The organism is Hymenobacter sp. (assembly GCF_036387835.1).
Taxonomy (GTDB): Bacteria; Bacteroidota; Bacteroidia; order Cytophagales; family Hymenobacteraceae; genus Hymenobacter.
The window spans coordinates 1-13,507 of record NZ_DASVSY010000016.1 but is presented as its reverse complement, the minus strand read 5'-3'; the positions used below and the strand labels follow the sequence as shown (position 1 = coordinate 13,507).

Sequence of the window (13,507 nt, the reverse complement as noted above, 5' to 3'; positions counted from 1 at the left end):
TTCAGTACCCATATACTATTGCGTATTCGATTTTCACTTCCGGCGCACTACCAGCATTTCGGCATACTTAGACGCGGCCCGCTGGTGAATTTCACGCAGTCCGGCGTATTCCTCGGGGCTGTAGTCCGACTTCGAGAGCTGAAGCCGGGTGGAAATCTGGATGGTTTCTGGAGTAACCAAGCTGGCTTGGTAGCTAAACCGCCCGCCCCCATTGGGCAACGCCAGCATCAGGTTAGCCGGCAGTTCCTGCACCGTGAAATTGGGGGGCAGCGTCAGCGTCACGAGGCTCGTGTACTCGTGCGGCATGCCCAGGTTCACGGGGTAGACGCGGTTTTCCGACTGAAAAGGATGAGGCGCCAGATCTACTGCCTTAAGTAGCGGCAGATAAAACAGAGCGGCATCAGGGTTGTCATTCGGGAGAGAAAGATTCAGTTCTACGGCTAAGGGTTTGCGCACTGAGTCGAGCGCAACCAGCTTTAAGGCGGTCGGCTGCCAATCGTTCCAGCGGTGACTGATGCGTCCTAAGTAGTCGCCCGTCGAGCTTTCCCGGATTTGACGACGAGCTTCTAGGCCGGCGTAGCCACCGTATTCGAGCTTAACGCTGCCTTCCAGCAAGCCCTGCGGACTAAGATGCAGTTTGGCAGTACGGTATTGAACGTGGTTGGCAGTGGGTTTCAATGGTAGCCACCGGCCCTCGGTGTCAGCGAGGCAGCCCTGGCCATTGAGGCAGCGCTCGGGTAGGAAACCAAGCGGTAGCTGAGGCTCGGTGGCATCTAGCAGCACGTCGGGTTGGTTGGGTAGTGCGAGGTGCGCCGCCACGTAATTAAACTGCGAAATAACCGGCATAGTGGTTTGTACCTGTCCATGGTCGCGGGTGCTAAGCAGGAGGGGAGTTGCCTGCAAACCGGCTTCGCGTAAGGTTTGCACTAGCAGCAGGTTCACGTCGGCGGCGTTGCCTAAGTGCTTCTCAAACGTCCGACGCAAGGGCTGCGACAAAAATATTCGCGGCTGGCCGTTGTATTGCACGCTCCGTTGCACCAAGGCTAGCACGGCCGCGGCCCGGGCCGTAGGATCTGGATATTTAACTTGCAGGGCTTTCGCTTGGGCCGCCAGTGGCGCCGGAGAGGTTAGGGCCTTGCCGAATTCTTCGTCTTCGCGGAGCGTTTTCCAGAGGGTTTCCCACTTGCCGGTTAAGTCATGGTAGTCGGTGCCCGTAAAGTCGCTGCCCGCTAGTTCGAAATGCACGCTGCGCATGTAGTCATGCGGAGTGGTCATGAAGGGTTCCGACCGGAAGGCGGGCACGTTCTTCATAACCCACCGCAGCTGCAAAGCCTGCCCCGAAATGTGGGCGTCCTTGCTAGGGCCAAGGCCGGTTTCCGCCGACATGTTGTAGTTGGTGCTGTAGGGAACCGTAATGGTTTCCTGCACCGCAAAGGGTAAGTAGCCGCGGGTGACGGATTTGTAGCGGTAGAACTGCGGGATGGTGGCGCGGTACTCGCTCCAGCGCACCGGAATGCTGTGCTCGAACTGCCAGTCCTGGAGGTTGAATATAAAGTCGGAGGTGATGGTGTAAGAGAATTCTACGATGGAGTTCTCCCGCACATCGGGCATGGTAAACGATACCTGCAAGTGGTTTTTGTCGACTTTTTCCTTGAACAGCGGCTCGGCGTTAAGTTTGGTTTGCGCTACGCGGCCATCCTGAAGGTTGTAGGTGCAGCCTTTGAGGTTGGAAAGGCGTTCGGCGCTACCGTCCTTGGTGTACAATGGCACCTGCACCGTGGCCCAGTCGTAGCCGGATTTGCGGTTGATGCGCAGCCGGGCCGTTCGCTCGAATACCACTTGAAAATGGTTTTGTGAGCCTATGATCTTGCTAGTGCCGAAGTCGCACAAGAACTCGGCCTCTACCGCCGCCGTGTCAGTAGCCACGGGCTGATTAGCGAAGTCGGCAGGTGCCACATTGCCAAACTTGATAGGCGGATTAATAATTTTTTGTGCCGTTAATGGCCCCGTCAGTAACAAGCAGGCAAGTAAAGCCTGCAAATGGCGAGTAAAGGATAGCAGCATGGAGTAGAGCAGGCGAAAATTGCAATTCTATCGCCCTGTAAGTGATAAGAGGAAGGTTAGCTAATCTAAAGGTGCAAGAAAACGAACTAGCTACCAAATAGTATATATAATCCTCTTATTATTATTTTCTTACGATACTACTGCCTGCTTTTTCACTCCGAATAACAGGTATACCACGGCGGTAAGCGTCACGGCCAGGCTCAGGCCGTGCACGTAGGGCAGACGCTCGATCTGGTTAGAGAATATCCAGCCGGCGAGCAAGGCACCTAAGCCGATACCTGCTTCGAGAGCAATGTACATGGTGGCTACCCCACGGCCCCGCCGCTCGGGGTGGCTCAGGTCAATGGTCCAGGCGTAGAGAGCGGGCGAGTTGAGCCCCGTAGATAGCCCAAATAACACAGCGCCACCCAGGAATAGCGGTATGGAGTGAGTGGCCAGCGTAAGCACCCCGAGCGCTACAGCCAGTATAATTGTGGAAACCCGCAACACCGGCAGGCGGCCGTACTTATCGGAGGCTCGGCCGGCCAGCAGCCGTATTGCCAACGAGGCCAACGTGAAGCAAGTATAGAACAGCCCTTTGTCGGCCGCTTTTAAACCTAGGGCCGTGCTTTGGTCGGGTACCACCGTCAGAATGGCGCCGTAAGGAAACAAGCACAGCAGCGTCGCAACGGCCGGCCGAAACACGAGGGGCTCCAGCAGCTCGTTCCATTTCAGGCGAAGTAGCTTCCAGCTGAAACGCTGACGCTGGGCCAAAGGCAGCGTTTCCGTCAGGGTGCCCTGCACCAGCAAGCTTAAAAGTGCCAACCCCGACGAAAAGTAGAAAAGCGTGTTGAGCGAAGTGGCCGCTGTCAGTCGGCTGCCTAGGGCCGGACCAGCCGCCATGCCCAACGACCCGGCCACCCCGAGCAGGCCCATGGCCTCGCCGCGCTTGGCCAGCGGAATAATATCGCCGATAAAAGCAGCCGTGGCGGTAGGCTTGAAGCCCGTGCTGAAGCCGTGGAGTAGTCGCAGCAGCAGAAACCCCGATACAGTGGCCGCCCACGGGTAAAAAAAGCCACATACAAAACACACCAGCGACCCGAATACCATCACCGGAATCCGCCCCACCGTGTCGGCCAGCTTACCGCTAAACGGCCGCGAAAGGCCGGCTGTGAGGGTGAAGAGCGCAATAATGTAACCCTTGTATTCGCCGCCGCCGAGCCGCGTCAGGTGGGCTGGCAGCTCCGGCAACAGCATGTTGAAGCTGGCAAAAAACAGAAACGACGATAAACACATCAGCCAGAAGCCGATAGTATACGTACGAGTGGCAGTAGCGGTAGAAGGCATGAAGTGCAAAGGTACCACCGCCGTGAGTTGTAGTGGCCCACCAAGGAAAGAAAAACGCCATTTGCAGTGTGATAACTGAAATTTTATGGCGAAAATCGCAAACTCTAAGCCTGGTAAAGAGTTTGTATTCTCTATCAGGATTGTTTCTAGTTAACTTTTAAAAACGCTTTTTTCATGGACCAGGACAAGAATCAGAATGGTGCTTCCGATGCCCTTTCGGGTACGGGCACGGCTGTCACCGGGGCCGGTACTTCGCACGATAAGCGAACTACTGATGGCGAAGGTGCACAGACGCTAACCACCCGTCAGGGGCATCCGGTCACCAACAACCAAAACTCGCGCACAGTAGGTAACCGTGGCCCGGTTACGCTGGAAAACTACCATCTGCTCGAGAAAATCAGCCACTTCGACCGGGAACGGATTCCGGAGCGGGTGGTGCACGCCCGTGGCGCTGGTGCACACGGCGTATTCGAAGCCTACGGCAAAGTTGGTGACGAGCCTATTGCCCGCTACACCCGCGCCAAGCTGTTCCAGCAGAAAGGCAAGGAAACGCCCGTGTTCGTGCGCTTCTCGTCGGTAATTCACGGTGGGCACTCGCCCGAAACGCTACGCGACCCGCGGGGCTTTGCCGTGAAGTTTTACACCGAAGACGGCAACTGGGACCTGGTAGGCAACAACCTGAAGGTGTTCTTTATCCGGGATGCCCTCAAGTTCCCGGACATGGTACACTCGCTCAAGCCTGACCCGGTAACTAACATGCAGGACGGCGGCCGCATTTTCGACTTCATGAGCAACACGCCGGAGTCGCTGCACATGCTCACGTTCTTGTTTTCGCCCTGGGGCATTCCGGCCAACTACCGCCAGATGCAGGGCTCGGGTGTAAACACCTACAAGTGGGTCAACGAAGCCGGCGAAGCGCACCTGGTGAAGTACCACTGGGAGCCGATGCAGGGCGTAAAGAACCTGACGCAGCCCGAAGCCGAAGCCATTCAGGCCAAGAACTTCAACCACGCTACTCAGGATCTGTTCGAGCACATCAAGGCTGGCGACTTCCCGCAGTGGGAGCTGCGCGTGCAGCTGATGCCCGACGGCTACCACGAAGAGTTGGACTTCGACCCCTTGGATGACACCAAGCTGTGGCCCGAAGACCAGTTCCCGCACCTGCCCGTAGGGATGATGACGCTGAACCGCAACCCCGAAAACTACTTCGCCGAAGTAGAGCAGGTGGCTTTCGGTACCGGCGTACTGGTAGACGGCCTCGACTTCTCGGACGACAAGATGCTGCAAGGTCGTACGTTCTCTTACTCGGACACGCAACGTTACCGCGTAGGTACCAACTACCTGCAACTGCCCATCAACGCCCCGAAAAAGCACGTGTCGACCAACCAGCGCGATGGCCAGATGACGTACCACGTGGATACGGCCCCCAACCAGAACCCGCACGTCAACTACGAGCCTTCTAACCTAAATGGCCTGAAGGAAGCCCCAAAAGCGGGTACCGAGCACACGCCGCGCTACGAAGCCAATCTGGTACGTCAGTCCATCGACCGCCAGAACAACTTCAAGCAAGCCGGCGAGCGGTGGCGCTTGCACGAGGATTGGGAAAAGGACGACCTCATCAACAACTTGGTGGATGCGTTATCGGGCGCCGCAGAGGTGGTACAAGACAAGATGATTGACTTGTTCACGCAGTGCGACGCCGACTACGGCCGTCGCGTGGCCGAGGGTCTTAAAAAGAGCGGACATCATCCGGCCAAGATGACAAGCTCTGATTCCACTTCCGAAGCCGTACAGGAAGCCGAAGAAATGGCTCACGACGCCAAGCCTTATTAAAGACTAAGCGGTGCTGTACAGCACTACTGCATATAAAAATAGCCTTCCTCAAATACCGGTAACGGTTTGGGGAAGGCTGTTTTTTGTGATGCTTATTTCAAGTGGACGATAAACCGTTATGCTGAACTTGTTATTTCAATAACTGATTCGGTATTCATCGCGAGGCTACGGCATAATAATTTAATTCCGCAGTGGCTTATTCATCAGCTATATTACAATGGTTTATGAGAGCTAATATTGACTAACAGTATTAGGTATATACGCTTTTAAGTTTGGTTTTTAAACCGAGCAACTTCCCAAAGAACTTAGACCAGAGTGGACGTTGTTTTTCTAAATAAACACCAATGATAGCTGCTGCTATTAATACAACTATAAGATTCTGCCACATGTGCGCGAGGTTATTTTTCTCATAACCCATAATAGCGCGGGATAAAATTAATAAAGGATTATGCAGAACATAAATTGGAAATGTAAGATCTGCGATTTTGCGAAATGAAGTTATTAAGTTTCCTGAAGGAACTACACGGGTGCTGAGAGGTAAAAACCAAAGCGCAACTGCAAAGAAAAAACCATTTACCCAATCAGTAACAAATTGATTGGCGAAGAAAAGTGGAGGGGTTCCTATTGGGCGCGGAAAAATAGGAACGTACACTACGGTTGCTATAGTTACGCAAACTGCCAGCAACACAAAGAGCCATGAGGTAGTGGCGCTAATGTTGAGCTTAGGTAGGCGATAAGCAGCGAAGCCAGCCAACCAAATGGGCATCATCAAAAGGATTTTGGGTCCGGCAATCAAGCAAGCTAGCAGCAGTAAGACAGTTGATTTCCAGCCGGTACTACGAAAAAACCAAACCCCAAAAATTATATAATACCAAAACTCATAGCTAAGCGACCACAGCGGCGAATTCATGGGTGGTGCCGCCGAAAAAAACCATATTTCGTTTAAAAATGTACCCGACAATATGTAGCGAGGCAAGGAGGCACCTCTCGAATACATAGCATGTAAGTCGGTATCAGCATAGCGTATGATAAGCTCCGTTAGACCGGTAATAAGTAATGCCGGTAATACCACTGAGTAGAGACGGCTTAATCGTGCTTGGGCGTACTGTAAGCTACCCCGGTTGTTGATAGTGGTTGTGTAAGCAATAACATAACCTGACAAAACGAAGAATATAACAACCGCCGCGTGCGAAATATTAAATAAGGGCGTAGTAGTGCTATCCTTTTCAGGAAACCACATAATATACGCATGAAAGATAGCAACTATTAGTGCAGCAGCTAATCTTAAAGTGTCAAGAAATAAGCTTGAATTTGTGCTTATTAAACGTGGTGTTATTTTATCCATGTCGCCCCCAATTAATTACAGTAACTCAGCTCTTACTATTCCCACTGTTTTAGTATAGGCCTGAGTTGCGGTAATAATCTTAACTCACTGTGCGAGTACAAAAATATAAAGAAATTATTTGATAGAGCTTGCTGGTATGCGTCTAGGGTTAGATAAGCTCTGGCGTAGCAACAGATATACAATAAATAAATTTTGATTATTCTAATAACAAAAATGCAGTGCTGTTACTAAGACCTGTTGATATAATTCAAGCCTTTGAAATTTTTATTAAGCTGCTCCTTTCACACGCGCTAAAAGGCAAAATGAGGTGCGTACTCAGCGGCTGGTTGGTGTTTCGAACAAGTAACAGAGGAAGACCACCAAGGTTATATTGCTGAGCTTGGCAGTTGCAGATTCTTGAATTTCACCCTTTCATAGCAACGTTTTGCGGTGAGACGAAGCATAACTTTACTTAGTTTCTCGCTTCGAGCAGGATTTTCTACTGCTGCTCCCGGCATTGGTTGAACCTCAGCTAACCCAAGTCAATGAAGCAAATCATAATTTCGGGGACACTTGACGACCAATTAGGCACAGAGCGCCAAGTATGGCTCTGTGGCGACAAAAGAGTGTAGTTTTTGCTAAAATGCGTGCCGCAGCCTCTACTGGCGTCCGGCTGTATACGGGAATTACTGGTTTAAGTGCCACAGTACTTACTTCACCGACCTCAATTGCTTCCCTGATTCTGGTAGGATGCTGCGAACAATACCACTGCTGCTGCGCTCTGACTTGGCCAGAGGGTGGTAGAAAGGGGGAGGCAAACTGTTGGGAAGCTGCTTTTACCCCTCGTTCAGAGCTTGCTAGGTTGCATTTGCTGCCCTAGTAGGTAGCGGCAAGCTCGGCTTCAATTGAAAGGATGGGTTTGGCATTGCAGAAATTAGCCTAAATTTGCCCGCCTTAGCGTATGAGGTTACTCGATAAATATTTTTATTGTAGGCGTTCTGAGTGGTGTAAGAATTAGTGAGTTGATAATAAAAAATAGCCTCTAAGACATTTCAACTTTTTCAGCAAAATAAAAAAACCATGCTAGAAAATTCCGAAAAAAATACGGATGAAGTATTTAAGGAAGAAATAAAGCAAGCGTCTGATTTTAAATTCAGCGCCAAGGTTGCCGGTGTCTTCGATGATATGGTGAACCGCTCTGTTCCTTATTACGGAGAAATTCAACGGATGATTTCTGAATTAGCCGCTGATCATGCGCAGGAAGGAACCAACGTGTACGATCTTGGCTGCTCGACTGGCACTACCATGATTGGCATGGACACTTCGGTGCCGTCCGATATCAAGTTTATTGGTATTGACGACGCCGCTGAAATGCTGGAAAAATGCGACACTAAGTTGAAAGAGGCCGGTTTGGTAAGGCCTTATGAACTTCAGGTAACCGATCTGCATCAGGGGGTAAATATTCAGAATGCTTCCGTAGTAGTGTTGTGCCTTACTTTACAATTTATTCGGCCTATTCACCGGGAGAAATTGCTGAAGTCGATTATCGAAGGTATGGTGCCCAATGGCGTACTAATACTAGTCGAGAAAATACTGACGGAAGACAGCATCTTCAACCGAGACTATATAAAATATTACTACAACTATAAGCGCCGAAACCATTACAGTGAAATGGAGATTTCTCAAAAAAGAGAAGCCTTAGAAAATGTTCTTATTCCATACAAACTGAGCGAAAACATCCATATGCTGAGAGAAGCCGGTTTTGCTTCCTGCGAGGTCTTCTTCAAGTGGTATAATTTCTCGGGCCTTGTTGCAATAAAAAAATAGATGATTTCAATTGGTAATTTTTTCTTCAAGTACAGAAATACGCTTTTTATTTTTCTGTACATAGCGTTGTTTATTCCTTCACCTCCTCTTTTCAAACCCGAAGTATTTGGCGCGCATTATTACGTTTGGCCTATTACCATAGGGCTTATCATAACCGTGACGGGGCAGCTTATTCGGGGGGCCTCAATTGGCCTAGTATATATTGTGCGAGGAGGTAAAGACAAAAAAGTATACGCCGAAGACTTAGTGACGCAAGGCATGTTCAACCACTGCCGAAATCCACTTTATGTAGGTAATATTCTGATGCTGGCCGGCGTAGGTGTGCTATGCAATTCGCTGCTTTACATGACGGTGTTTATTCCACTGTTCCTGTTTATTTATCAGGCTATCGTGTTGGCAGAGGAAAACTTTCTGCGGGGCAAGTTTGGTGCTCAATTCGATGCGTATTGCACCCGTGTCAACCGTTGGCTGATAAATCCGGCGGGCTTGGGCGATACTTTCAGCAGCCACGATTTCAGCGCTGGCCGCTGGATTTTAAAGGAGTATAACACGCAGTTTGTGTGGCTGGTGGGTATTACGCTTATTCTGCTGCTGAAATACCCGGAACTCACAAATAGTAATGAAAGCCTGCGCAATACCTTGCTCGGAGTTATTCTAGGAGCACTAAGCTTTCTTTACTTATTGGTTAAATACCTGAAGAAATCCGGTAAGTGGGCTGCTGAATAAAACGGGCAGGCGATGTACCCAATAAACAGCAAAAAGCGGCCTAGTAAGTTGCTTTTTTTGTGCCTGAGCAGGAGCAGGAAGAGGGACACATGCACGTGCAATTAGGCTCCTGAGAACGTTGCCTTACGCTTACTCGGCCTCTATGGCTACGAAAGCATAATTGCGCGTGCAATCCGAAAAGGCTTGCCACCTTGTTTCGGCAACTTCCGGACGGGTTTCCAGGTGGATAGCAGTTGTTTGCGCTTCATCCACTGATGGCGGGTAGTTGCAAAAAGAAGCCTGCTGGTACCCGGCGGTAGATACCGAGGTAGCGGGTCTGGCTACTCGATTGGCGTGCCGATGGAGTCGGTGACTGGTGGCGTTGCGGGTTCTGAATTCAAGGAATCTTGAGGAGCTTGTTCGGCAGGAGTTTCGTTGGCGGGGGCAACGGCCTCAGAATTGGGTTGCTCTTCACCGGTTACGGAATCCCGGACGGTAGGAGTTTCCTGGACGGTTGAATCAATGACTTCGTCGTTGAAGCTTTCTTCGTCTGAAGTTTCGTCTTGCTGAGGCTCATTCACTGATGAATAACGCGGCAGCTCTTCGCGTTTATCATCACCCCAAGACACTTTCGTGAGGCCCCAAACGCCGACGCCGAGGCCGACCGCAACGGCCCCAACCAAGGCTACGCGCGGTAGCCGTAGCTGCGAAGTAGGCCGCTGCAAAAGGTTAGTAGACGCAACGCGAGCCACAGGCCGCGGGGCGGGGGTGCCCGCAGTGGTTGGGGCAGAGGCTGTCGGGCGGGCCTGCATCTGCTCGATGAGTTGGCCGAGCTGTTGAATGCGGGCATCTAGCTCCTGATTGCGGGCGGCTGCTTCGGCGCGAGAAGTGCGGATAGTTTCTTCCAGCGCTACTTTCTCGCGGGTTTCAGTAGCTAGTCGAGTTTCCAGAGCGGCGTTGGTGTCGGCGGTTGGGGCTTGGGCTAGTTGGGCACGCAGCCTGGTGATGCTGGCCTCTCGCTCGGCTTCGCGGGCTTCCATTTCCTGGCGCTGCTGGCTGAGTTCGAGCCGTACCTGCTGGCGCAGCTGTTCGAGGTGCTGCTTTTCTTCGCTACTGGCGGCTACGGTTGCTTCTGCCGAGCCGAAGGGCGCATCGTGCGGCACGTCTTCGGCGCCAAGCCAGCGCCAGAGCTGGCGGGCTTTCTGCGTCCAGAAACCTTCGCCTGTTGAATCGTCGTCGGCATATTCGTTGGCTTCTGGCGCTTCGGGGTGTTCGGCGGTTAAGTCGTGCGCCCAACCAGTCAGCTCGGCGTCGGTTAACTGAATTTCGGGGTGGGCCAGTTGGCGGAGGCGGCGTGGAAGTTGATCAACCGCAGAAAATAACTGAAAGCTGTCGGCGCCGGGCTGGGTACGCAGATACTGCTCTACTCCGGGGCCAAACGTGACGGGCTCTTCAAACAAAGCAAGCCCGGTGATAAGCTCGGGCGCTATGCGGCCAGCACCTAGCTGCGAAACCAGCCAGTTAGTTAACGCTTCTTTCAAGCGCCGAAATTGCCCGAATGGATTGGCGGCCCCGTTGGGCATGCGTAGCGTCTGCTCATCGAGCCGCCAAACGCCAGGAGCGGATGGTGAGATATCCAAAAGCCCGCCACCGGGCACAAATAGCAGGACAGTCAGGCTGTGTGGGCGTATTAGTACAGCATCGTACACGTCCCCGCCTTCCTCCACTGCGAAGTTGCCTAGCAACAACGAAATCGGGGCGTTGGGCTCTGCTTCCAGCGCCGCTTGCACCGCCTCAAACTGAGCTTGGCGAATCGGGTTGGCGAAAGGAGGCAGCAAAAAGGTGTGCAGCATGACGAATGCAGAGTGAGTAGAAGCGGATAGCTGTAACGAAGCGCAACTAAATGTAGAGTGTATGCCTGCACTTCTATATAGAAGCTCTGTAGTTTACAGCGAAGACTTACAAAGGTTGTTTTCCAGAACGGTCTGGCTTCGGTGGTTGGTTCCGATTGCTTCTGATTAAGCGAATTGCCAGTTTGTGGCGAGAAAATCCTGCAGATTGAGTTGCTAAGTATTCAGGCAATACCAGATACTCGCTGTGCTCGTCGCGGAACGGAAGCCACAGGATTTCCCCAGGCACTAACTCCACTTCCACGCTCAATGGCGTGAATACGCAAAATAGGTACTATCCGCAGGGCGTATTACGTGTTTTTCGCCACGACGAGGGGCTAACAAGAACGTAAGCTACCAAACTGAACCTACTTCATCTGCGCTTATGAGTTCAAAACCCACCGCTGCGGCGGGGCGCCGCAAGGCCCTGCCTACACCAGCCCGCGGGACATCCCGCGTTAATGTTGGCTTCGCTGAGCGGCTGCTTTCGGCGGCGGCCGGTGGTGTGCTGCTTTACCTCGGGATGCGCCGCGGTACTAAGCCCGCGGCCACGGTAGGCTACTCAGTAGTAGGCGGCAGCCTGGTGTTTAGGGGCGCTTCGGGTTACTGCCCGCTCAACGAGACGCTGGGCCGCAACTCAGTTGCCAAGCAACTCGACCCCATCGAAATAACCGAGACGTTCACCATCTACCGGCCAGTGCAAGAGGTGTATGCTTTCTGGCGTCAGCTCGAAAACTTGCCCCGTTTCATGCAGCATCTCGAGCGGGTAGAGCAGATAGATGAGCGTCACTCGCACTGGGAAGCCCGGGTTCCGGGCGGCTTAGGCACGGTGGCCTGGGATGCCATTATCCTGACGGAGTACCCCAACCGCCTGCTGGTTTACCAGTCGTTGCCGGGGTCGGCGGTGGACCATGCGGGGCGGGTCACGTTTCGGGAGGCGCCCGGCGACAAGGGCACCGAAATTCAGTCGGTGATTAGCTACCGGGCGCCGGTGGGGGCGCTCGGGCAGGGTGTGGCTAAGCTGTTCAACCCGGCTTTCAAGCAGCTGGTGCGCTCGGACATGCGCCGCTTCAAGCAAATCATGGAAACCGGGGAAATATCCACCATTGAGGGGCAGCCCTCGGGCCGGGGGCACGACAAAGGTTAGCCACTGCTGCCACACATTATTTTCCGCTCAAGCCAAATCAAACCGCTATGAAAGCATTGTGCTGGGTAGGCACCAACCACTTGAACGTGGAACGCGTACCGGACCCCGAAATCCTGAATCCTAAAGATGCCATCGTGCGCGTTGTGCTGTCGTCAGTCTGCGGCTCCGACCTACACCTGATTGATGGCTACGTGCCGAGTATGCGGGAGGGCGACATTATCGGCCACGAGTTTATGGGCGAGGTAGTGGAAGTAGGCCCTGAGGTGAAAAAGCTGAAGCGCGGCGACCGGGTAGTAGTAGCCTCGGTGGTAGGCTGCGGCGGCTGCTGGTTCTGCGACCATGGCAGCTGGTCGCTCTGTGACAACGGCAACGCCCACGCTAGCATCGCCGAAAAAGCCTACGGCTACTCGCCCGGCGGCATCTTCGGCTACTCCCACGCCTTTGGCGGCTACGCCGGCAGCCACGCCGAGTACATCCGGGTGCCATTTGCCGACAACGGCATGTTCAAGATACCCGACGGTGTGTCCGACGAGTCGGCGGTGTTTGTGTCCGATGGGTTCCCGACGGGCTTTATGGCCGCCGACATGTGCAACATCCAGCCCGGCGACATTGTAGCCGTGTGGGGCGCGGGCGGCGTTGGACAGATGGCCATTCGGAGCGCCTTTTTGCTCGGGGCTAGCCGCGTTATTGCCATCGACCGGTTTCCGGAGCGCCTTGCTATGGCTCGCATCCAAGGCAAGGCCGAAACGCTGAACTACGAGGAAGTAGACATTCTGGAGGCCCTAAAGGAAATGACCGGCGGCCGCGGCCCCGACCACTGCATCGACGCCGTCGGTCAGGAAGCGGATACGCCCGGCGCGCTGCATTACTACGACCTCGTGAAGCAGCAGCTCAAAATAGAAACCGACCGGCCCCATGTGCTGCGCCAGGCTATTCTGGCGTGCCGCAAAGGTGGTACGCTGTCGATTGTGGGCGTGTACGGTGGCTACATCGATAAGCTGCCTATGGGCGCCGCCATGAACAAGGCGCTGACTTTCCGTATGGGCCAGATGCATGCTCAAAAGTACATTCCGCGCCTGCTGGAGCACGTGCAGCGCGGCGACGTGGACCCCGCTTACCTGCTCACGCACCGCTGGCCCCTGGAACGCGGCCAGGAAGGCTACCAGATGTTCAAGCACAAAACCGACGAATGTATGCGGGTGGTGTTTGCGCCCTGAGGTAAGGCGCCGAGCGAATTCAGGGCCACGGTGAGTGTACAGTAACCATTCTTCAAACTACGTCCGATCCAGTTTTGCCTTATAGCCGTTTCGTGAACGGTGTAGAGACGCGACACTTCGCGTCTCGTCGTTGAACGACCCGTTTCGAGCAGGCGTCACGATGTTGGAGGCTGTA

Annotated in this window: 9 protein-coding genes; 5 read left to right on the top strand and 4 right to left on the bottom strand. The window is 53.3% G+C overall.

The features are described 5' to 3' along the window. Window positions 1-33: 33 nt before the first annotated feature. Together VF639_RS03260 and VF639_RS03255 are read right to left on the bottom strand one after the other, a co-directional pair. A complete protein-coding gene (locus VF639_RS03260) occupies window positions 34-2,064 on the bottom strand; it encodes a DUF3857 domain-containing protein (protein WP_331144450.1) in 2,031 nt (676 codons plus the stop codon). Between the two features lie 129 nt (window positions 2,065-2,193). Next, window positions 2,194-3,390, bottom strand: coding sequence for an MFS transporter (locus VF639_RS03255; RefSeq protein ID WP_331144449.1), 1,197 nt, complete (start codon window positions 3,388-3,390; stop codon window positions 2,194-2,196). Between the two features lie 174 nt (window positions 3,391-3,564). Here VF639_RS03255 and VF639_RS03250 point away from each other — a divergent pair, with 174 nt between their 5' ends. After that, a complete protein-coding gene (locus VF639_RS03250) occupies window positions 3,565-5,223 on the top strand; it encodes a catalase (RefSeq protein ID WP_331144448.1) in 1,659 nt (552 codons plus the stop codon). Window positions 5,224-5,473: 250 nt separating this feature from the next. Here the strand turns inward: VF639_RS03250 and VF639_RS03245 are convergent, their stop codons facing one another. Next, complete coding sequence (locus VF639_RS03245; protein WP_331144447.1) at window positions 5,474-6,568, bottom strand: acyltransferase family protein; 1,095 nt, start codon at window positions 6,566-6,568, stop codon at window positions 5,474-5,476. Window positions 6,569-7,627: 1,059 nt separating this feature from the next. Between VF639_RS03245 and cmoA the strand changes: the two genes are divergently transcribed. Together cmoA and VF639_RS03235 are read left to right on the top strand one after the other, a co-directional pair. Beyond that, window positions 7,628-8,374, top strand: coding sequence for a carboxy-S-adenosyl-L-methionine synthase CmoA (gene cmoA / locus VF639_RS03240; protein ID WP_331144446.1), 747 nt, complete (start codon window positions 7,628-7,630; stop codon window positions 8,372-8,374). A 66-nt stretch (window positions 8,375-8,440) separates the two neighbouring features. Continuing rightward, complete coding sequence (locus tag VF639_RS03235) at window positions 8,441-9,100, top strand: methyltransferase family protein (protein WP_331144445.1); 660 nt, start codon at window positions 8,441-8,443, stop codon at window positions 9,098-9,100. A gap of 320 nt (window positions 9,101-9,420) precedes the next feature. On the opposite strand, the gene VF639_RS03230 is transcribed toward VF639_RS03235, so the two are convergent. Then, window positions 9,421-10,932 carry a hypothetical protein gene (locus tag VF639_RS03230; RefSeq protein ID WP_331144444.1) on the bottom strand — a complete coding sequence of 504 codons (1,512 nt, stop codon included), beginning with the start codon at window positions 10,930-10,932 and terminating at the stop codon, window positions 9,421-9,423. Between the two features lie 421 nt (window positions 10,933-11,353). Between VF639_RS03230 and VF639_RS03225 the strand changes: the two genes are divergently transcribed. Together VF639_RS03225 and VF639_RS03220 are read left to right on the top strand one after the other, a co-directional pair. Further along, a complete protein-coding gene (locus VF639_RS03225) occupies window positions 11,354-12,115 on the top strand; it encodes an SRPBCC family protein (RefSeq protein WP_331144443.1) in 762 nt (253 codons plus the stop codon). A 47-nt stretch (window positions 12,116-12,162) separates the two neighbouring features. After that, window positions 12,163-13,332, top strand: coding sequence for a zinc-dependent alcohol dehydrogenase (locus tag VF639_RS03220; protein ID WP_331144442.1), 1,170 nt, complete (start codon window positions 12,163-12,165; stop codon window positions 13,330-13,332). Window positions 13,333-13,507 lie beyond the last annotated feature (175 nt).